This window comes from Nonomuraea dietziae (assembly GCF_014195505.1).
Taxonomy (GTDB): Bacteria; Actinomycetota; Actinomycetes; order Streptosporangiales; family Streptosporangiaceae; genus Nonomuraea; species Nonomuraea roseola.
In genome coordinates, this window is record NZ_JACIBV010000001.1 from 6,756,187 (window position 1) to 6,777,068 (window position 20,882).

The following is a 20,882-nucleotide window of genomic DNA, read 5'->3' on the forward strand; positions in this document are numbered from 1 at the left end:
CCGGGCCGGTGTAGGTTGCCAACCACGGACCGTTTGCACATCACGACGAGGGGTTGGCCTTGGCATTCCGGACCCCAGGACCCGGTCGGGGGATGCGCCTGCCCCGCCGACCGCGACTGCTTCTTCCTGTCGCGATCGCCCTGGTGGCGATCGTCGCATTCTTCTTCTTGTTCTCGGGCATCTACACCGACTACCTCTGGTTCGACTCCGTCAGGGCCACCTCCGTCTTCTCCGGGGTGCTGCTCACTGAGATCGGGCTGTTCGTGGTCGGCGCGCTGCTCATGGCCGGCATCGTCGGCGGCAACATGCTGCTGGCCTTCAGGATGCGGCCGATGTTCGGGCCCGCGATGTTCGGCGGCGGCAGTGGCGCCGACCGCTACAGGCTGGCGCTCGATCCCCACCGCAAGCTGATCTTCATCATCGGCATGGCCGTGCTCGCGCTGTTCGCGGGCTCGTCGTTCGCCGGGCAGTGGAAGACCTGGCTGGCGTTCATCAACGGCACGCCGTTCAACAAGACGGACGAGCTGTTCAAGTGGGACATCTCATTCTTCATGTTCGACTACCCGTTCATCAGGATGGTGCTGAACTTCCTGTTCACCGCGGTGATCCTCGCGATCATCATGGCGGCGATCACGCACTACCTGTACGGCGGGTTCAGGCTGCAGTCGCCCGGCGTCCACGCCTCGCGCGCGGCGCGCGTGCACCTGTCGCTCCTGCTGGGCGTCTTCGTCCTGCTGAAGGCCGTCGCCTACTGGATCGACCGCTACGGCCTGGTCTTCTCCGACCGCGGCTTCGTCCACGGCGCCTCCTACACCGACGTCAGCGCCGTCCTGCCGGCCAAGACCATCCTCGCGATCATCGCGCTGATCTGCGCCGCGCTCTTCTTCGCCGGCGTCATCCGTCCGGGCGGCATGCTCCCGGGCGTCTCGTTCGGCCTGCTGGTCCTGTCGGCGATCCTGATCGGCGGCGTCTACCCCGCCCTGGTCGAGCAGTTCCAGGTCAAGCCGAACCAGCAGCAGCGTGAGGCCGCCTACATCGGGCGCAACATCGCCGCGACCAGAGACGCGTACGGCGTGGCCGACAGCGAGGTCATCGACTACACCGCGCAGTCCGACCCCAGCAAGGTCACCGCAGACGGCGACGTCTCGGTCTCGGGCGTGCGGCTGCTCGACCCCAACCTGGTCGCCAAGACCTACCAGCAGAAGCAGCGCATCCGAGGCTTCTACGACTTCCCCACCCAGCTCGACGTCGACCGCTACAAGGACAACGGGGCCCCGCTGCCTCGCGACCACGTCGTGGCCGTCCGCGAGCTGACGGGCCCGCCCTCGCAGCAGAACAACTGGATCAACAAGCACCTCGTCTACACGCACGGCTACGGCTTCGTGGCGGCGCCGGGCAACGAGGTCGACTCCGAGGGCCTGCCCAACTTCGACGCCAAGGACATGCCGGTCACCGGCGCCCTGGGCCAGAAGATCAAGGAGCCGCGCGTCTACTTCGGCGAGCAGATGGCCACCGAGTACGTCATCGCGGGAGCGCCGAACGCCAAGCCCGGCCAGGGCCAGGAGCTCGACTTCCCCGAGAGCGGCGGCACCGGCCAGGCCAACACCACCTACGCGGGACAGGGCGGCGTGCGCGTCGGCTCGTTCTTCAACAGGCTGGTGTACGCGGCCAAGTACGGCGAGATCAACATGCTGCTGTCGGGCGACATCAACGACAGCTCGAAGATCCTCTACGAGCGCGACCCGCGTGACCGCGTCGCCAAGGTGGCGCCGTTCCTGCAGCTCGACGCCAACCCGTACCCGGCGATCGTCGACGGGCGCATCACCTGGATCGTCGACGGCTACACGATGTCCAACGACTACCCGTACTCACAGAGCAAGTCGCTGCTGTCGATGACCGAGGACACCGCTACCGTCCGCGGCGTCGCCCCGCAGCAGCCGCGCGACCAGATCAACTACATCCGCAACGCGGTCAAGGCCACGGTCGACGCCTACGACGGCACGGTCACGCTCTACGCCTGGGACCCCAGCGACCCGCTGCTGCAGACCTGGCAGAAGGCCTTCCCCGGCGTCATCCAGCCGAAGTCCAAGATGAGCCAGGACCTCAAGGACCACATCCGCTACCCCGAGGACCTGTTCAAGGTGCAGCGCGACATCCTGTCGCAGTACCACATCGAGAACCCCAACGCCTTCTACAGCGGCCAGGACTTCTGGAACGTCCCCTTCGACCCCTCCCAGGGCGACAAGGACGTCAAGCAGCCGCCGTACTACCTGACCACCACGATGCCGAAGCAGCAGCCGTCGTTCTCGCTGACGACGACGTTCGTGCCGCGCCAGGGCCCCAACCTGGCGGCGTTCATGGCGGTCGACGCGACCGACGGCCCGGGGTACGGCAAGCTGCGCATCCTGCGCATGCCGTCCAACACCTCGATCCCCGGTCCCGGACAGGCGCAGAACAACTTCCAGAACAAGTTCTCGGGCGAGCTCAACCTGCTCGGCCTGGGCAACGCCACGGTCCGCTACGGCAACCTGCTGACGTTGCCCTTCGCCGACGGCCTGGTCTACATCGAGCCCGTCTACGTCCAGACCGCCGCGGCCGCGGGTCAGGAGCCCTTCCCGATCCTGAGGAGGGTCCTGGTCGCCTACGGCAGCACGGTCGGCTCGGGCGACACGCTGAAGGACGCGCTGTCCAAGGTGTTCAGCGGCAAGGCCGCCGAGCAGCCGACGACAGGCCAGCCGCAGACGGGCGAACAGCCCGCCGCCACCGGCGCCACGGCCAAGCTGATCAGCGACGCCCAGAAGGCCTACGACGACGCCAACAAGGCGCTGTCGACCTCGCCGCCCGACTGGGTGAAGTACGGCGAGGCGCAGAAGCGCCTGCAGGACGCGCTCAACGCCCTGGGCCGCACCTCTGCCGTCCAGCCCTCGGCGACCCCGACGGCTCCGGCCACCACGCCGCCCGCCACCCCGTCACCGACGCCTTCGGGCACCGTTTCACCCACGCCATCCGCTACGCCGTCTTCTTGATTTGCACGACTCCCGCGTCACCTATAGTCTTTAGACACACACCGACGCGGGGTGGAGCAGTTCGGTAGCTCGCTGGGCTCATAACCCAGAGGTCGCAGGTTCAAATCCTGCCCCCGCTACCAATGAAAAGACCCTCAGGGATTATCCCTGAGGGTCTTTTTCTTGTGCCCTGGGCCTGTCGCCCCTGGTCCGAAGGGCGGGCCGTGGACCAGGGGCCACCGGGCGGCCCGTCGGGTTAGGCCGTACGGCGCGCCAGGAGGTGGGCATGGGGGAAGCCCCGCAGGCGGTCCTCGCCCGGAGCGCAGATCAGCCTGGCCACCTCGGTGAGCCCGGCCTTGAGCAGCAGCTCGGCCACGCGATCGGGCGAGTACCGGTAGGCGAGGGAGACCTTGTGGTCGAACGCCTCCGCCAGTTCGGAGGGATGGTCGTAGCCCTGGAAAGCGACCAGGAGGAGGCCACCGGGCGCCAGCACACGGTGGAACTCGGCGAGCGTGAGGGGGAGGCGCTCCGGCGGGGTGTGGATGATGGAGTAGTTGGCCAGAACCCCCGCCAGGGAGGCGTCCTCCACGTCCAGGGCCTCCATCCGTCCCACCTCGAAGCGGAGGCCGGGATGGGCGTCGCGGGCGATCGCGATCATCTCGGGTGACAGATCGACGCCGAAGGCCGTGACGCCGAGCGAGCCCAGGTGCGCGGTGACGTGGCCAGGGCCGCATCCTACGTCCGCCACCAGCCCGTCACCCGCGCCCCTGACGAGCTCGGCGAAGACGGAGATCATCGCGTGGTCGAGCGGGTTGGAGAGGAAGGTCTGGCTGACGAGCTCGACGTAGAGGGCGGCGGAGGCGTCGTAGGCGGCGCGCGTGGCGACGAGGAAGTCCGGCTCTGTCATGGCTGGACATCGTAGGGCCTCTATGACCGGGTGGGCACAGCTCAGGTTCGGCGACGGTGACCAGGCCCCCGCGGCGCGGATTCCGCGGAACGCGGTCGGGGGACGCATCAGCACCGACCAGCTATGCGAGCGCCTCGACCGCTCGCGCGGCATCCGCTACGGGCGATCCTGGGGAGCGAACGTCACGTTGCGCGCGTAGCGCCTGAACCCGATCGACTCGTAGGTCGCCCGCGCCGACGGATAGTCGTCGTCCCCTCGTCGAGCTGCAGATGCGCGTCAGGGGGCGGGCCTCTCGGCGGCGGCCCATGGATCAGGCGCGGCCGTCCCTGTCGTGCTTCAGTGCCAGCCGTACCGCGAAATAGACGATCAGGAACTGGAGCAGGGCGCTGATGAGCCACGAAAGAAGTGGATCCACAGCCCGAGTGTGACGGGTTATGTGCCGTTATTCCATGGTTGCCGAAAAGCCGGTCTGATGATTACATCATTACATGATCGTGGAGTACATCCGCTACCGCGTCCCCGACGCGGACGGCTTCGAGGACGCCTACAGGCGGGCGGTGGTGCCCCTGGGCAACTCGCCCGAGTGCCTGACCTACGAGCTGTCCCGCTGCGTGGACGAGCCCGAGTGCTACGTCCTGCGCATCGAATGGACCTCGGCAGAGGGTCATCTGGAGGGTTTCAGGAAGAGCGCACACTTCCAGGAGTTCTTCGCCGAGATCAAGCCCTTCGTCTCCCACATCGAGGAGATGCGCCACTACGAGCAGGTCATCACCAAGACCGAGCCGACGCTGTTCGAGTGGGCGGGCGGCGCCGAGGCGCTCGAGCGGCTGACCGCGACCTTCTACGACCTGGTGAAGAAGGACGACCTCGTCGGGCCGCTGTTCGCGGGCATGGACCCGGGCCATCCCCGCTATGTGGCGATGTGGCTCGGCGAGGTCTTCGGCGGCCCCGCCGCCTACACCCGCGAGCGCGGCGGCCACACGCACATGGTCTCCAAGCACCTCGGCAAGGGCATCACCGAGCAGCAGCGCCGCCGATGGGTGAGCCTGCTCATGGACGCCGCCGACGAGGTCGGCCTGCCCTCCGACGCGGAGTTCAGAGCGGCGTTCGCCGGCTACGTCGAGTGGGGCACCAGGCTGGCCCTCTACTTCTCAGGCCCGAACGCCAGGGCGCCGAAGGAGGAGCCCGTGCCCAGGTGGGGCTGGGGGGTGGCGCCGCCGTACAAGCCATAGTCTTGGTGGCATGGGCAGGGGGAGGTTGCGGGTCTATCTGGGCGCGGCCCCCGGAGTAGGAAAGACCTACGCCATGCTGGGCGAAGGTCGCAGGGCACTGCAGCGGGGCAGAGACGTCGTGGTGGGGTTCGTGGAGACCCACGGCCGTCCGCGCACCGCCGAGCAGCTCGAAGGGCTGGAAGTCCTCCCCCGTCGCACGCTGCTCCACAGGGGCGTCGCCTTCACCGAGCTGGACGTCGAGGCGGTCGTCGCGAGGAAGCCCAAGATCGCGCTGATCGACGAGCTGGCCCACACCAACGTCCCCGGCTCGGCTAACGACAAGCGCTGGCAGGACGTCGAGGAGATCCTCGACGCGGGCATCGACGTGATCTCCACCGTGAACGTCCAGCACCTCGAGTCGCTCAACGACGTCGTCGAACGGATCACGGGCCTGCCCCAGCGCGAGACCGTCCCCGACGACGTCGTACGGCGGGCCGACCAGATCGAGCTGGTCGACATGTCGCCAGAGGCGCTGCGCCGCCGCCTGGCCCACGGCAACGTCTACGCCCCCGAGAGCGTCGACGCCGCGCTGTCCAACTACTTCCGCGTCGGCAACCTGACCGCCCTGCGCGAGCTGGCCCTGCTGTGGCTGGCGGGCAAGGTCGACGAGCAGCTCGACCGCTACCGCTCCGACCACGGCATCGCCGGCACCTGGGAGGCGCGCGAGCGGGTGGTCGTGGCGCTGACCGGCGGCCCCGAGGGCGACACGCTCGTACGGCGAGCCGCCCGCATCGCCGGCAGGACCAAGGGCGCCGACCTGCTGGCCGTCCACGTGACCAGGGCGGACGGCCTGGCGAGCAGCGCAGATCCAGCCAGCCTCGCCAGGCAGCGCACGCTCGTGGAGAGCCTCGGCGGCACCTACCACCAGGTCGTCGGCGAGGACATCCCGCGCGCCCTGCTCGACTTCGCCCGCGGCGTCAACGCTACCCAGCTCGTCATCGGCGCCTCACGCAGGGGCAGGCTCGCGCAGATCTTCGCCCGCGGCGTGGGGGTCACCACCATGGCGCAGTCCGACTCGATCGACGTGCACATGGTCACCCACGAGGCGATCCGCAAGGGCCTCACCAGGCCCGCGTCCCCCAGGGCCGCCCTCACGCGAGGGCGCAGGATCGCGGGCTGGGCGATGGCGCTGCTGGCGATGCCCCTGCTGACCGTGGCGCTGCTGCCGTTCAGACGAGACCTGACGCTGCCCAGCGAGATCCTGCTGTTCCTCCTGCTGGTCGTCGCGGTGGCGCTGGTCGGCGGGATGTGGCCGGCGCTCACCGCGGCCGTCTTCGGGTTCGCGCTGCTCAACTGGTTCTTCACCGCGCCCGTGCACACGCTGACGATCTCCGCGCCGGAGAACCTGCTCGCCCTGGTCATCTTCGTGCTGGTCGCGGCCATGGTGAGCACCGTCGTCGACCTGGCGGCGCGCCGTACGAGGGAGGCGTCCAGGTCGAGCGCCGACGCGGAGGTGCTCTCCACACTGGCGGGCCAGGTGCTGAGAGGCGAGCCGCTGCTCGAAAGGTTGCGCGAGATCTACGGCCTGACCTCGGTCACGCTGCTGGAGCGCGCGGGGGAGGAGTGGCGGATCGTCGCGATGGCGGGCGGGCCGCCGTGCACCGAGCCAGGCGCCGGCGACACCGACGTGACGATCGACGAGGACCTGGTGCTGGCCGTACGGGGAAGGCTGCTGGACGCCGCCGACCGGCGGGTGCTCGAGGCGTTCGCCGCCGAGGCCGCGGTGGCGCTGCGCCAGCAGCGGTTGCGCGAGGAGGCCGCGCTGGCGCGGCCCCTGGCGGAGGCGGACAGGATGCGTACGGCGCTGCTCGCGGCGGTCAGCCATGACCTGCGCACGCCGCTGGCCTCGGCGATGGCGGCGGTCGAGAGCCTGCGCAGCAGCGAGATCGACTGGAGCCCCTCCGACAGGGAGGAGCTGCTCGCCACGGCGGGAGAGTCCCTGGTCAAGCTGCACAGGCTGGTGGAGAACCTGCTCGACATGAGCAGACTGCAGGCGGGCGTCCTCGGGCTCGCGCTGCAGCCCGTGGCACTGGAGGAGATCATTCCCCGGGTGCTCGACGACGCGGGATCCCACGCGAGGGCGGACTTCTCCGTCGAACTGCCCGAGGTGATGGCCGATCCCGTCCTGCTCGAAAGGGTGCTGGCCAACCTGGTGGGCAACGGCGTCAGGTACAGCCCCGTGCTGGTCACGGCCAGCGAGCACGCCGACCGCGTCGAGATCCGCGTCATCGACAGGGGGCCGGGGATCCCGCCCGAGGACCATCAGCGGGTCTTCCAGCCGTTCCAGCGGCTGGGCGACCGCGACAACCACGCGGGCGTCGGTCTGGGGCTGGCGCTGTCGCGCGGGCTGACCGAGGCGATGGGCGGCACCCTGGTGCCGGAGGAGACGCCAGGAGGAGGGCTCACCATGATCGTGTCCCTGAGGACCGCCGCATGACCCGCGTGCTGGTGGTCGACGACGAGCCGCAGATCCTGCGCGCGCTGCGGATCAACCTGGCCGCCAGGGAGTACGAGGTCGCGGTGGCCGAGGACGGCAACGCGGCCCTGCGCCAGGCCGCCGGCTGGCACCCCGACCTGGTCATCCTCGATCTCGGCCTGCCCGACCTCGACGGTGTCGAGGTCATCCACGGCCTGCGCGGCTGGACCAGCGTGCCCATCATCGTCCTGTCGGGCAGGGCGGGCAGCGCGGACAAGGTGGACGCCCTGGACGCCGGCGCCGACGACTACGTCACCAAGCCCTTCGGCATCGACGAACTCCTGGCGCGCATCCGCGCGGTCACCCGCAGGACCAACCAGCACGAGACCGAACCGGCCACCGTACGCATTGGCGACCACGTGGTGGACCTGGCGACCAAGACGATCTCCGGCGGGGTACGGCTGACGCCCACCGAGTGGCACTTCCTGGAGCTCCTGCTACGCAACCCCGGCAAGCTCATCAGCCAGCGGCAGGTGCTGACCGAGGTGTGGGGCAGCGCGTACCTGAAGGAGACGAACTACCTGCGGCAGTACATGGCCCAGCTCAGGCGCAAGCTCGAGCGCGACCCCGCGCGCCCGGATCACCTGCTCACCGAGCCAGGCATGGGCTACAGGTTCCAGCCCTAGGGCTCCTCGGTGCAGGACGTCGGTTCCGCCAGAGGATCGGGGTGGGCGTCGGTCTCCCGCTTGTCCTCTTCGTTCATCCAGTGAAAGATCCCCCGGGTGGCCTCGTCATCGATCTCGTCGATGTGGTGCCGCTCGGGATATCTGTCCCTGTACATGGCGATCCAGGATTCCTGCACGTCATCGCCCATATCCAGGGAAACTTCGTACGGTTGATCACTCATGGGACCCACAATACCCGCATGGGCGTTTCTGGGCTCAGTGACCGATTTTCGGCATCACGCGGTACGGCGGAGCATCGAGGAGGTCTTGTGGGCGGCCCACCCGGCGAGCAGGACACCGAAGGCCACCTGCGCCGCGCGCACCCAGTCGGGGGTGGGCTCGACGGCGAAGAGCACCACGCCCGTCCAGAGCAGGCTGAATCCTCCAACGAGGGCGACTGCCGCCCAGTTTCCTACCTTCTGCCACATCTGAGCAGTGTCGCAGGCGTCGATCCAAGGACGGGTATGCGCTCGGTCGTCATCTCGGCAGCGTGCGGCTGCTCCCGACGCACCTGCGCAGGCGCAGACCCGTCCGCTTGGGAGCCGTCGGCTGGTCGAGCGCCGCGAGCAACGCGGCGGCGGCGCGCGCGTCGGACAGGATGCGCTGGACGCTCTCGTCGTCTGCGGGCAGCTGACCGTGCTCGGCCAGCTCGTGCCGCAGGAAGACCAGAGGCTCCGGCACCCCCGCGGCCACGGCCGCGGCCGTCGCGCGGGCCGCGGTGAGCAGGCGAAGGTAGTAGGTGCGCAACGCGGCCTCGCGCATGCGGACCTGCTCCAGGTCGTCGAGCAGGTCGCTGGCGATCCGCAGCAGCTCGCCGGCGTGGTTGGTCTCGTCGGCGATGGCGGCGCGGATGTCGTCGAACTCCGAGCGGGGCATGACAGGCACCTCCACGGGCGCAGTGAGCTCGTGCCTACTTCGTACAGGCCGGCGATTGCGGATGACTTGCCAACTGGTTGCGAGAGGGGAAGGTTTGAAGCATCGGAGGGGAGGGAATGACCAACTGATCGCCTGAGTGGCCCCATGTGGTCCAGGAGTCCTGCTAGAGTTTCTGTCGCTGGCCCGCCCGCAGGGGCATGGGTCCGGCGAACCCCACTTCCCGATCCACTGTCCGGTTGGTTCGCACCTGTCCGGATCGCTGGTAAGTTTGAGGGGTTGTCCCGGAAGCGGGGCGTCGGAATTCCTGATGATTTCTCGGAAAGAGTCAATTTGACTCCGACCGGGGGAGCTGAAAGAATAAAGACATAACGAAGCGAGTGCCACCGGGCAGGTGACGGTGAATGCGTCCGTTTCTTGAGAACTCAACAGTGTGTTAAAAGCCAGTGCATGATGCACAACCCCGTCCATTGGACGGATTCCTTTGGTTGGAACATTCATGTTTCAGCCGGGAGAAATTCTCAAACATTGTTTGGAGAGTTTGATCCTGGCTCAGGACGAACGCTGGCGGCGTGCTTAACACATGCAAGTCGAGCGGAAAGGCCCTTCGGGGTACTCGAGCGGCGAACGGGTGAGTAACACGTGAGCAACCTGCCCCTGACTCTGGGATAAGCCCGGGAAACTGGGTCTAATACCGGATACGACCGCCCCCGGCATCGGGTGGTGGTGGAAAGTTTTTTCGGTTGGGGATGGGCTCGCGGCCTATCAGCTTGTTGGTGGGGTAGTGGCCTACCAAGGCGACGACGGGTAGCCGGCCCTGAGAGGGCGACCGGCCACACTGGGACTGAGACACGGCCCAGACTCCTACGGGAGGCAGCAGTGGGGAATATTGCGCAATGGGCGAAAGCCTGACGCAGCGACGCCGCGTGGGGGATGACGGCCTTCGGGTTGTAAACCTCTTTCAGCAGGGACGAAGTTGACGTGTACCTGCAGAAGAAGCGCCGGCTAACTACGTGCCAGCAGCCGCGGTAATACGTAGGGCGCAAGCGTTGTCCGGAATTATTGGGCGTAAAGAGCTCGTAGGTGGCTTGTCGCGTCTGCCGTGAAAGCTCGCAGCTTAACTGCGGGTCTGCGGTGGATACGGGCTGGCTAGAGGTAGGTAGGGGAGAACGGAATTCCTGGTGTAGCGGTGAAATGCGCAGATATCAGGAGGAACACCGGTGGCGAAGGCGGTTCTCTGGGCCTTACCTGACGCTGAGGAGCGAAAGCGTGGGGAGCGAACAGGATTAGATACCCTGGTAGTCCACGCTGTAAACGTTGGGCGCTAGGTGTGGGGATCTTCCACGATCTCCGTGCCGGAGCTAACGCATTAAGCGCCCCGCCTGGGGAGTACGGCCGCAAGGCTAAAACTCAAAGGAATTGACGGGGGCCCGCACAAGCGGCGGAGCATGTTGCTTAATTCGACGCAACGCGAAGAACCTTACCAAGGCTTGACATCGCCCGGAAAGCTGCAGAGATGTGGCCCTCTTCGGACTGGGTGACAGGTGGTGCATGGCTGTCGTCAGCTCGTGTCGTGAGATGTTGGGTTAAGTCCCGCAACGAGCGCAACCCTTGCTCCATGTTGCCAGCAGGCGCTTCGGCGTGCTGGGGACTCATGGGGGACTGCCGGGGTCAACTCGGAGGAAGGTGGGGATGACGTCAAGTCATCATGCCCCTTATGTCTTGGGCTGCAAACATGCTACAATGGCCGGTACAGAGGGTTGCGATACCGTGAGGTGGAGCGAATCCCTAAAAGCCGGTCTCAGTTCGGATTGGGGTCTGCAACTCGACCCCATGAAGTCGGAGTCGCTAGTAATCGCAGATCAGCAACGCTGCGGTGAATACGTTCCCGGGCCTTGTACACACCGCCCGTCACGTCACGAAAGTCGGCAACACCCGAAGCCCGTGGCCCAACCAGCTTGCTGGGGGGAGCGGTCGAAGGTGGGGCTGGCGATTGGGACGAAGTCGTAACAAGGTAGCCGTACCGGAAGGTGCGGCTGGATCACCTCCTTTCTAAGGAGCAGCGACCGGTCTTGATCGGTCTACGTCGAGGTCATCAGCGAACGTCTGATGCTCGGCAGCTCATTAGTGGAGCACTGGCTACTCGGTTCAGCGTGATCGCTGCCCGTCTGGTACCGCCCGGCTTGCCGGGAGTGGGAACGAGGGTGACAGGGGTTACGAGGTGCCGGACACACTGTTGGGTCCTGAGGAAACGGACCGGATCATGGGGCCACCCGCTGCGGGTTTCGCATGGTGGCCTGATCCTTCTGTTCCGCCTCATACAGGGCTAGCGAAGAACCGTCTTGGTGTGGTTTGGAGCTGGTTGCTGTTTGTTGTTTGAGATTTGCATAGTGGACGCGAGCATCTTTGTGGCCAAGTTTTTTAGGGCACACGGTGGATGCCTTGGCATCAGGAGCCGATGAAGGACGTGGGAGGCTGCGTTAAGCCTCGGGGAGTCGCCAACCAGACGTTGATCCGGGGATGTCCGAATGGGGAAACCTAGCACCAGTCATGTGGTGTTGCCTCCGCCTGAATGTATAGGGCGGTTGGTGGTAACGCGGGGAAGTGAAACATCTCAGTACCCGTAGGAAGAGAAAACAACAGTGATTCCGTGAGTAGTGGTGAGCGAAAGCGGATGAGGCTAAACCGTTTGCGTGTGATAGCCGGCAGGCGTTGCGCAAGCGGGGTCGTGGGACCCTCTGGTGGTTTCTGCCGAGACCACAAACAGTGAGAAACCTGTCTGATAGTTGAAGCCTCTGGGAAGGGGCGCCGTAGACCGTGAGAGCCGGGTAGGCGAAATCGGATGGGCTGTTTGAGGGGATCCCAAGTAGCACGGGGCCCGAGAAATCCTGTGTGAATCTGCCAGGACCACCTGGTAAGCCTAAATACTCCCTGATGACCGATAGTGCACTAGTACCGTGAGGGAAAGGTGAAAAGTGCCCCGGTGAGGGGTCGTGAAATAGTACCTGAAACCGTGTGCCTACAAGCCGTAGGAGCTTAGCTGGGCTTGCTCAGCTGTGATGTGACTGCGTGCCTTTTGAAGAATGAGCCTGCGAGTTATGGTGTGTGGCGAGGTTAACCCGTGTGGGGGAGCCGTAGCGAAAGCGAGTCTGAATAGGGCGTTTGAGTCGCATGCTGTAGACCCGAAGCGGAGTGATCTACGCATGGGCAGGTTGAAGCGAGGGTAAGACCTCGTGGAGGACCGAACCCACCAGGGTTGAAAACCTGGGGGATGACCTGTGTGTAGGGGTGAAAGGCCAATCAAACTCCGTGATAGCTGGTTCTCCCCGAAATGCATTTAGGTGCAGCGTCACGTGTTTCTTGCCGGAGGTAGAGCACTGGATGGCCGATGGGCCCGACAAGGTTACTGACGTCAGCCAAACTCCGAATGCCGGTAAGTGAGAGCGTGGCAGTGAGACTGCGGGGGATAAGCTCCGTAGTCGAGAGGGAAACAGCCCAGATCACCGACTAAGGCCCCTAAGCGTGTGCTAAGTGGGAAAGGATGTGGAGTCGCAGAGACAACCAGGAGGTTGGCTTAGAAGCAGCCACCCTTGAAAGAGTGCGTAATAGCTCACTGGTCAAGTGATTCCGCGCCGACAATGTAGCGGGGCTCAAGTACACCGCCGAAGTCGTGGCATTGATGAGAACGTGTTCTTGTTGATGGGTAGGGGAGCGTCGTGCAGCCGGCGAAGCAGCAGAGTGATCTAGTTGTGGAGGCTGTGCGAGTGAGAATGCAGGCATGAGTAGCGAATGCAGGGTGAGAAACCCTGCCGCCGAATGACCAAGGGTTCCTGGGCCAGGCTAATCCGCCCAGGGTAAGTCGGGACCTAAGGCGAGGCCGACAGGCGTAGTCGATGGACAACGGGTTGATATTCCCGTACCCGCTTTAACACGCCCATATCGAACCTCGTGATGCTAAGAGTCCTTAAGCCCCGCAGCGTCCTTCGGGACAAGTGGTGAGGCTGAACGCTCGATCCGATCGGGTAGTAGGTAAGCGATGGGGTGACGCAGGAAGGTAGTCCAACCCAGGCGATGGTTGTTCCTGGGGTAAGCATGTAGGGAGTGTCGTAGGCAAATCCGCGACGCATGTATCCTGAGATGTGATGCCGAGCCGATTGTGGCGAAGTGGATGATCCTATGCTGCCGAGAAAAGCCTCTAGCGAGTGTTGTGGCGGCCCGTACCCTAAACCGACTCAGGTGGTCAGGTAGAGAATACCGAGGCGATCGGGTGAACTGTGGTTAAGGAACTCGGCAAATTGCCCCCGTAACTTCGGGAGAAGGGGGACCTCTGCTGGTGACGAAACTAGCTTTCTGAGCTGGTGGGGGTCGCAGTGGCCAGGGGGAAGCGACTGTTTACTAAAAACACAGGTCCGTGCGAAGTCGTAAGACGATGTATACGGACTGACGCCTGCCCGGTGCCGGAACGTTAAGGGGACCGCTTAGCGCAGCAATGCGCGAAGGTGAGAACTTAAGCGCCGGTAAACGGCGGTGGTAACTATAACCATCCTAAGGTAGCGAAATTCCTTGTCGGGTAAGTTCCGACCTGCACGAATGGCGTAACGACTTCCCCGCTGTCTCAACCGCAGACCCGGCGAAATTGCACTACGAGTAAAGATGCTCGTTACGCGCAGCAGGACGGAAAGACCCCGGGACCTTCACTACAGCTTGACATTGGCGTTTGGAACGTCTTGTGTAGGATAGGTGGGAGACTGTGAAGCTCGGACGCTAGTTCGGGTGGAGTCATTGGTGAAATACCACTCTGGTCGTTTTGAACGTCTAACTCTGGTCCGTGATCCGGATCGGGGACAGTGTCTGGTGGGTAGTTTAACTGGGGCGGTTGCCTCCTAAAGAGTAACGGAGGCGCCCAAAGGTTCCCTCAGCCTGGTTGGCAATCAGGTGTTGAGTGTAAGTGCACAAGGGAGCTTGACTGTGAGACTGACGGGTCGAGCAGGAGCGAAAGCTGGGACTAGTGATCCGGCGGTGGCATGTGGAAGCGCCGTCGCTCAACGGCTAAAAGGTACCCCGGGGATAACAGGCTGATCTTCCCCAAGAGTCCATATCGACGGGATGGTTTGGCACCTCGATGTCGGCTCGTCGCATCCTGGGGCTGGAGTAGGTCCCAAGGGTTGGGCTGTTCGCCCATTAAAGCGGTACGCGAGCTGGGTTTAGAACGTCGCGAGACAGTTCGGTCCCTATCCGCTGCGCGCGCAGGAGACTTGAAAGGGGCTGTCCCTAGTACGAGAGGACCGGGACGGACGAACCTCTGGTGTGCCAGTTGTACCGCCAGGTGCACGGCTGGTTGGCTACGTTCGGAAGGGATAACCGCTGAAAGCATCTAAGCGGGAAGCTCGCCTTGAGATGAGGTCTCCCACCACGAGAGTGGGTAAGGCTCCCGGTAGACGACCGGGTTGATAGGCCGGAGGTGGAAGCACGGTAACGTGTGGAGCTGACCGGTACTAATAGGCCGAGGACTTGACCACAAAGCATCTTGCTCGCGTCCACTAGGCAATTCTGAAACAACAAGCACGTCTGTGTTTGACAGTTTCATAGGGTTGCGGCGGTTATAGCGCAGAGGAAACACCCGGTTACATTCCGAACCCGGAAGTTAAGCTCTGCAGCGCCGATGGTACTGCACTCGGGAGGGTGTGGGAGAGTAGGTCGCCGCCGCGCAATCTTTGTATGAAAGGGTCCCGCCTTATGGCGGGGCCCTTTCTGCATTTCGGGGGCATTCCTTTTATCAGGGTGGTACATTGGTACCATGGTAGCAGTCGACCGTACGCAGACCGGGCTTCGTGTGGAGCGCAATGTGCTCAAGGTTCTCAAGGGGCTGGCCGAGTACCTGGACATCTCGCTCGGTGACCTCGTCGAGGGCATCGCGCTGCACGCCTTCGAGGGCAAGGTCCCCTTCTCGCCGGAGACGCTCGTGAAGATCGAGCAGCTCAAGGCGGTCTACGGCCTGACCCTCACCGCCGCCGACGCCCACCGGCTGGTAGAGCGATGAACGGCCCCGAGAAACACCCTGGCGGTCAGGATCTCCACCTGAGGGCGGGTGGACAACACCTGCCCCACGCGCTCGGCGAACAGGCGGGTGACCGGCGCCCTCCTGCGGAGACGGCTGGCCTGAGTCTCCACGCGAACTCAGGCGAGGAGCGACTTCACTCGGATGGGCCGAACCTCCACCCGGCATCAGGCGAGCACGGGCCTCCGGGGCCGGATGGGCTGAGCCTCCATACGGTGGCGGGCGAGCCCGAACCGCATCCAGAGTCGAGTGGGCCGGGCCGTCATCCGGTATCGAGTGCGCACGGGTCTCCTCCAGCGTCGGATGAGTTGAGCCTGCACTCGGTTGCGGGCGAGCACGAACGCCGTCCAGGGTCGGATGCGCCGGACGGTCACGCGGTTTCGGGTGAGTACGGACCTTGTCCGGAGTCGGGTGGGCGGTATCGGTTGACGGGGTCCCTCGTGGTGCCGCTTCCGCCCGAGGAGGCGTTCGTGCTGTTCACCCCGCGGGGGGAGGAGCGATGGGTGGAAGGGTGGGAGCCGGTCTTCCGGTGTCCGGTGGACGACGACTCAGCGCCGGGCACGGTGTTCGAGACCGCCGCCCACGGGGAGTCCACTATCTGGGTGGTGGTCGACCGCCGGCCGGGCCGCCTCATCTCCTACGCGCGCATCACCCCCGGCAGCAGGGCCGGCACCGTCACCGTCACCCTCGAGCCGGTGGAGACGAGCGTGGCGGCATCAGAGGCGAGAGGGGCGAGTCTCGTACGGGTGACCTACGAGCTGACCGCGCTCAGCGACGAGGGCGAGCGCGAGGTGCGCCGCTTCGCGGGCGGGTACCAGGCCTACCTGTCCTCGTGGGAGGAGGCGATCAGGGGCTCGATCCGATAGGGGATCTGCGTCGACAGCGCGATCGTGGTGTCGGTGCGCTGGACCGCGGGAGAGGCGAGAATGCGCGCGATGACCTCCTGGAGGTGGTCGGTGCTCCTGGCCACCACCCTGCACAGCAGGTCGTGCTGTCCGCTCGTGCCGTGCACCTCGAGGATCTGCGGCACGTCGTGCAGCGCCTGGACCGCCTCGGCCAGCCGTCCCTGGGCGATCTGGAGCCAGACGAAGGCCAGGATGGGATGGCCGGTACCCGCGGCTGAGACCGTCGGGCCGAAGTCGACGATGACTCCGCGAGCCGTCAGCTTCTCCACCCTGGCCTGGACGGTGCCCCTGGCCACGCCCAGCAGTCTGGCCAGCTCGGTCAGCCCGATGCGAGGGTGGGCGCGCATGGTCACCAGGAGCCTGGCGTCGAGCTCGTCCATGGCCGCCTCCACAAGGTATGGGCGATTCGAGCAGTCGAAGCCCGATTCGATCAGGCGGTATTGCGCGAATCGACCAGTGAAACTGGTCACTCTTGCCAACGAAAGCTGTAATTGCTGTCATTCTTGCATGTTCGAGGAAGCGCAGTACTTCGCGCCGGTCTCCGCCCAGGACGACGGGTCCGTGGTGGTTGAGCTGGCGACGTCACATCCCGGCTTCGCCGACCAGGTCTACCGGGCCAGGCGAAACGCGATCGCGGCTCTGGCCGTCAACCACCGGCAGGGTGAGCCGATCCCGGCGGCCGAGTACACCGATCAGGAGCACCGCATCTGGTCGCTGATCTCGCACGAGCTGGCCATCAAGCACAGGAAGTACGCCACGGCGGAGTACCTGGAGGGCGCGTCCAGGCTGGGCCTGCCCACGGACAGGATCCCGCAGCTGCAGGAGGTGAGCGAGCTGCTGGAACCGCTCACCGGGTTCAGGTACCTTCCCGCGGCCGGGCTCGTCCCGCTGCGTGACTTCTACGGCGTGCTGGCCGACGGCTACTTCCACTCCACCCAGTACATCCGCCACCACTCGGTGCCCTTCTACACGCCCGAGCCCGACGTCGTCCACGAGGTGATCGGGCACGCCAACGCGCTGGCCAACGACCGTTTCGCGGCGCTGTACCGGCTGGCGGGAGCGGCGGCGCGGCGGGTGGAGAGCGACGAGGCGCTGGAGTTCGTCTCGAAGGTCTTCTGGTTCACGCTGGAGTTCGGCGTGATGGCCGAGAGCGGTGAGCTGCGCGCGTACGGGGCGGGCATCCTGTCGTCCTACGGCGAGATCGAGGAGTTCAGGGGCATGGACATCAGGCCCCTCGACCTGCGGGTCATGGGCGCCACGCAGTACGACATCACGAAATACCAGGACGTGCTGTTCCGTGCCGAGTCGATGCGGCACCTGGAGGACGTCGTGGGCGCCTTCTGGGAGACCTGCGACGACGAGAGCATCGCCGAGCTTCAGGCAGGCGTGATCAGCCGGTAGCCGACACCGCGCACGGTCTGGATCAGCTGGTCGTCCTCGTCGCCCAGGCGCGCCCTGAGCCGTTTGACGTGCACCGCGATCGTGTTGGTCGAGGTGCCGTCGGCGGAGTGCCAGACGTTCCGCATGATCTGCTCGCGGGTCACCGTACGGTCGGCGTTGCGCATCAGGTAGTGCAGCAGCTCGAACTCGCGCAGCGGCAGGTGGACGGCATGGCCCGCGACGCGCACCTGGTAGGCGTGGACGTCGAGCTCCACGCCTCCCACGCTCAGCACCTTGCGCGTCTCGCCGCCGTGGGAGGCCGCCTGGATGAAGGGCAGCAGCTCCAGCACCCGGTACGGCCTGGCCACGCACGCCGAAGCGCCCGCGGCCAGCGCCTGGACGGCCTGCTCGGCGTGCCCCTCACCGACGCCGAGAAGGACGGGTACCGAGCGTGCGAGCCGTACGGCGCGGACGAACTCGACCGCGCCGATGGTCGGCAGTGTGGCGCCCACGAGCACCACGTCAGGGTGCAGGGCGCCGGCCTGCAGGAGCGCCTGGGCGCCGTCGGTCACCCCGGTGACCTCGACGCCCTCTCGTTCGAGCGCCGCCGCCAGCTCCTGGATGACGTCCTCGTCCGGGTCGGCCACCAGCAGCGTGGGGGCTGTCGGGGCGTCCCCGTTCGCCGCGACGACCATCAGCCGAAACGCCCCGTGATGTAGTCCTCGGTGGCCTTCTGCGAGGGGTTGGTGAACATTCGTGAGGTGTCGTCCATCTCGACCACCTTGCCGGGCTGACCCTGGGCCGCGAGGTTGAAGAAGGCGGTGCGGTCGCTCACCCGGGCGGCCTGCTGCATGTTGTGGGTGACGATGACGATCGTGTACTCGTCCTTGAGCTTGGTCATCAGGTCCTCGATGGCCAGCGTGGAGATCGGGTCGAGCGCCGAGCAGGGCTCGTCCATGAGCAGCACCTGTGGCTTGACCGCGATCGCGCGGGCGATGCACAGACGCTGCTGCTGACCGCCGGACAGGCCCGCGCCCGGCTTGTTGAGGCGGTCCTTGATCTCGTTCCAGAGGTTGGCGCCCTTCAGCGACTCCTCGACGATGCCGTCGGTCTCCGACTTGGAGACGCGGCCGTTGAGCTTGAGCCCCGCGGCCACGTTCTCGTAGATGGACATGGTGGGGAACGGGTTGGGTCGCTGGAAGACCATGCCGATCGCGCGGCGCACCGAGACGGGCTCGATGTCGGAGCTGTAGAGGTCCTCGCCGTCGAGGAGCACCTTGCCCTCGACCCGCGCGCCGGGGATGACCTCGTGCATGCGGTTGAGCGTGCGGAGGAAGGTGGACTTGCCGCAGCCGGAAGGGCCGATGAACGCGGTGACCGAGCGGGGTTCGATGGTCATCGAGACGTCCTCGATGGCCTTGTGCGATCCGTAGTAAGCGTCGAGGCCCGAGACCTGGATCTGCTTGGACATGGTGGCGGATACCTCCTATCGGGCCCTGGAAGGCGAGCGCCACCAGGCGATGAGGCGCGCGACCAGGTTCAGCAGCATGACGATCAGGATGAGCGTGAGAGCTCCCGCCCACGCGCGGTCGATGGCGGTGTCGTTGGGACGGGCCGCCTGGTCGAACACGTAGAGGGGGAGTCCCATCTGCGGCCCGTTGAACGGATCGTTGTTGATGGAGTCGGTGAAGAAGACGGTCAGCAGCAGTGGCGCGGTCTCACCGGCGACGCGGGCGATGGCCAGCATGACGCCGGTGATGATGCCGGTGAGCGCGGTCGGCAGCACGACCTTGAGGATCGTGCGCCACTTGGGCACGCCCAGGGCGTAGGAGGCCTCACGCAGGTCGTTGGGGACCAGCCTGAGCATCTCCTCGGCCGAGCGCACCACCGTCGGCATCATCAGGATCGACAGCGCCAGTGCGCCCGCGAACCCGGAGAACGGGATGCCGAGGAAGAGGATCCAGAAGGCGAAGATGAACAGGCCCGCCACGATCGAAGGGACGCCGGTCATGACGTCCACGAAGAAGCTGATCGTACGGCTGAGCCGCCCGCCGGTGCCGTACTCCACCAGGTAGATGGCGGTGAGCACGCCGATGGGCACCGCGATGACCGAGGCCAGCAGGACCTGCTCAAGGGTGCCGATGATGGCGTGGTAGGCGCCGCCGCCCGCGTCCCTGGCCCCGATGCCGCGCATCGAGTGGGTCAGGAACTCCAGGTCGAAGCGGGCCAGGCCGTTCTGGATGACCAGCCACAGGACGGAGATGAGCGGGACCACGGCCAGCGCGAAGGCCAGGTAGACCAGGCCCTGGACGACCCTGTCCTTGATCCGTCGCCCGGTCGAGATGCGCTGAATCGCGCTCATGCGGCGGCCCTCGCGTACTCCTTGCGGCGGGCGATCACCATGCGGGCGCCCATGTTGACGAGCAGGGTGATGACGAACAGCACCAGACCTGAGGCGATCAGCGCCCCGCGCCCGATGGGGGTCGCCTCGCCGAAGCCGTTGGCGATGTTGGCCGCGATGCTGTTGGCGTGCGGGGTGAGGATCTGGAAGCTGAGGTCGAAGGTCGCGGGGAAGATGAGCGCGACCGCGATGGTCTCGCCCATCGCCCGGCCGAGGCCGAGCATCGCCGCGCTGATGACGCCGGGGCGGCCGAACGGCAGCACCGCCATCCTGATCATCTCCCAGCGGGTCGCGCCGAGCGCGAGAGCCGCCTCCTCGTTGATCTTCGGCGCCTGCAGGAAGACCTCTCGTGAGATCGCCGCGATGATCGGCAGGATCATGATCGCGAGCACGATGGCGCCGGCGAGCATGGTCTTGCCGCCGATGACGCCTTCACCGCCGAACAGCGGGAACCAGCCGAGGTGCTCGTTGAGCCATACCGAGGGCGTCTTCAGGAAGGGGACCAGGAAGACCAGGCCCCACAGGCCGTAGATGACGCTGGGCACGGCGGCGAGCAGGTCGACCAGGTACCCGAGGGGCCCCGCCAGGCGGCGGGGCGCGTAGTGGGAGATGAACAGCGCCACGCCCACCGCGATCGGGGTCGCGATGACGAGGGCGAGGGCCGAGCTGAGCACGGTCCCGAAGGCCAGGGCGGCGATGCCGAAGACCTGGCTGCCGTTGGGCTCCCAGATGAGTTCGGTGAAGAAGTTGCCCTTGTTCGCCTGCAACGCCGGGATCGCCTCGCTGATCAGGAAGACGGCGATGGCCGCCATGACTCCCAGCAGGACGACGCCGGCACCGGTGGAGGCGAAGCGGAAGGGACCCTCACCTGAGCTGCGCCGGGAGGCGGCCCGGCGCGTGGCCGGCCCGCCTCCTCGGGTGCGAACGGGGGTTGTCATGAG

At 65.7% G+C, this 20,882-nt stretch carries 16 protein-coding genes, 1 tRNA gene and 3 rRNA genes; 11 read left to right on the forward strand and 9 right to left on the reverse strand.

The annotated features are described in order from the left end of the window. Nucleotides 1-92 precede the first annotated feature (92 nt). Complete coding sequence (locus FHR33_RS32290) at nt 93-3,026, forward strand: UPF0182 family membrane protein (RefSeq protein ID WP_183655761.1); 2,934 nt, start codon at nt 93-95, stop codon at nt 3,024-3,026. 45 nt (nt 3,027-3,071) lie between these two features. Continuing rightward, a tRNA-Met gene (locus tag FHR33_RS32295) sits at nt 3,072-3,148 on the forward strand. 113 nt (nt 3,149-3,261) lie between these two features. Here FHR33_RS32295 and FHR33_RS32300 read toward each other — a convergent pair. Continuing rightward, a complete protein-coding gene (locus FHR33_RS32300) occupies nt 3,262-3,912 on the reverse strand; it encodes a class I SAM-dependent methyltransferase (protein WP_183655765.1) in 651 nt (216 codons plus the stop codon). A 488-nt stretch (nt 3,913-4,400) separates the two neighbouring features. Between FHR33_RS32300 and FHR33_RS32305 the strand changes: the two genes are divergently transcribed. From FHR33_RS32305 to FHR33_RS32315, 3 genes are read left to right on the forward strand one after another with little or no spacing between them, the layout of a single operon-like run. Beyond that, nucleotides 4,401-5,144 carry a group II truncated hemoglobin gene (locus tag FHR33_RS32305; protein ID WP_183655768.1) on the forward strand — a complete coding sequence of 248 codons (744 nt, stop codon included), beginning with the start codon at nt 4,401-4,403 and terminating at the stop codon, nt 5,142-5,144. A gap of 10 nt (nt 5,145-5,154) precedes the next feature. Then, a complete protein-coding gene (locus FHR33_RS32310) occupies nt 5,155-7,620 on the forward strand; it encodes a DUF4118 domain-containing protein (RefSeq protein ID WP_183655771.1) in 2,466 nt (821 codons plus the stop codon). Further along, nucleotides 7,617-8,285 carry a response regulator gene (locus FHR33_RS32315; protein ID WP_183655774.1) on the forward strand — a complete coding sequence of 223 codons (669 nt, stop codon included), beginning with the start codon at nt 7,617-7,619 and terminating at the stop codon, nt 8,283-8,285. The genes FHR33_RS32310 and FHR33_RS32315 overlap by 4 nt, the downstream gene beginning before the upstream one ends. Here FHR33_RS32315 and FHR33_RS32320 read toward each other — a convergent pair. From FHR33_RS32320 to FHR33_RS32330, 3 genes are read right to left on the reverse strand one after another with little or no spacing between them, the layout of a single operon-like run. Further along, nucleotides 8,282-8,506 carry a hypothetical protein gene (locus tag FHR33_RS32320; RefSeq protein ID WP_183655776.1) on the reverse strand — a complete coding sequence of 75 codons (225 nt, stop codon included), beginning with the start codon at nt 8,504-8,506 and terminating at the stop codon, nt 8,282-8,284. The two genes, FHR33_RS32315 and FHR33_RS32320, sit on opposite strands and share 4 nt — an antisense overlap. A 54-nt stretch (nt 8,507-8,560) precedes the next feature. Then, nucleotides 8,561-8,752: a hypothetical protein gene (locus FHR33_RS32325; RefSeq protein ID WP_183655779.1), complete on the reverse strand. Its 192-nt coding sequence runs from the start codon at nt 8,750-8,752 to the stop codon at nt 8,561-8,563. Nucleotides 8,753-8,801: 49 nt separating this feature from the next. Next, complete coding sequence (locus FHR33_RS32330; protein ID WP_183655782.1) at nt 8,802-9,200, reverse strand: hypothetical protein; 399 nt, start codon at nt 9,198-9,200, stop codon at nt 8,802-8,804. A gap of 526 nt (nt 9,201-9,726) precedes the next feature. Here FHR33_RS32330 and FHR33_RS32335 point away from each other — a divergent pair. From FHR33_RS32335 to FHR33_RS32355, 5 genes are all read left to right on the forward strand, one after another. Next, a 16S ribosomal RNA gene (locus FHR33_RS32335) occupies nt 9,727-11,249 on the forward strand. 358 nt (nt 11,250-11,607) lie between these two features. After that, a 23S ribosomal RNA gene (locus FHR33_RS32340) occupies nt 11,608-14,716 on the forward strand. 73 nt (nt 14,717-14,789) lie between these two features. Then, nucleotides 14,790-14,906: ribosomal RNA gene (rrf, locus tag FHR33_RS32345) — 5S ribosomal RNA — on the forward strand. Together the 16S, 23S and 5S rRNA genes form the textbook arrangement of a ribosomal RNA operon. A gap of 88 nt (nt 14,907-14,994) precedes the next feature. Next, nucleotides 14,995-15,237, forward strand: coding sequence for a hypothetical protein (locus tag FHR33_RS32350; RefSeq protein ID WP_183655785.1), 243 nt, complete (start codon nt 14,995-14,997; stop codon nt 15,235-15,237). Between the two features lie 458 nt (nt 15,238-15,695). After that, on the forward strand, nt 15,696-16,121 hold the full coding sequence (locus tag FHR33_RS32355; protein WP_221241344.1) for a hypothetical protein: 426 nt from the start codon (nt 15,696-15,698) through the stop codon (nt 16,119-16,121). Here the strand turns inward: FHR33_RS32355 and FHR33_RS32360 are convergent. Next, nucleotides 16,076-16,540: an Lrp/AsnC family transcriptional regulator gene (locus FHR33_RS32360; RefSeq protein ID WP_183655791.1), complete on the reverse strand. Its 465-nt coding sequence runs from the start codon at nt 16,538-16,540 to the stop codon at nt 16,076-16,078. The two genes, FHR33_RS32355 and FHR33_RS32360, sit on opposite strands and share 46 nt — an antisense overlap. Nucleotides 16,541-16,667: 127 nt before the next feature. On the opposite strand from FHR33_RS32360, the gene FHR33_RS32365 reads away from it, so the two are divergent. After that, a complete protein-coding gene (locus FHR33_RS32365) occupies nt 16,668-17,561 on the forward strand; it encodes a phenylalanine 4-monooxygenase (protein WP_183655794.1) in 894 nt (297 codons plus the stop codon). Here the strand turns inward: FHR33_RS32365 and FHR33_RS32370 are convergent. From FHR33_RS32370 to pstC, 4 genes are read right to left on the reverse strand one after another with little or no spacing between them, the layout of a single operon-like run. Continuing rightward, entirely contained in the window at nt 17,537-18,235 is a 699-nt protein-coding gene (locus FHR33_RS32370) for a response regulator transcription factor (protein ID WP_183655797.1), read from the reverse strand. The genes FHR33_RS32365 and FHR33_RS32370 overlap by 25 nt on opposite strands. Next, nucleotides 18,235-19,011: a phosphate ABC transporter ATP-binding protein PstB gene (gene pstB / locus FHR33_RS32375; protein ID WP_183655800.1), complete on the reverse strand. Its 777-nt coding sequence runs from the start codon at nt 19,009-19,011 to the stop codon at nt 18,235-18,237. Before pstB ends, FHR33_RS32370 begins: the two co-directional genes overlap by 1 nt. 15 nt (nt 19,012-19,026) lie before the next feature. After that, a complete protein-coding gene (pstA, locus tag FHR33_RS32380; RefSeq protein ID WP_183655803.1) occupies nt 19,027-19,902 on the reverse strand; it encodes a phosphate ABC transporter permease PstA in 876 nt (291 codons plus the stop codon). Next, the gene (gene pstC, locus FHR33_RS32385) at nt 19,899-20,879 is read right to left on the reverse strand and encodes a phosphate ABC transporter permease subunit PstC (RefSeq protein WP_183655806.1); all 981 of its coding nucleotides are present in this window, start codon (nt 20,877-20,879) and stop codon (nt 19,899-19,901) included. Before pstC ends, pstA begins: the two co-directional genes overlap by 4 nt. Between the last annotated feature and the right edge of the window lie 3 nt (nt 20,880-20,882).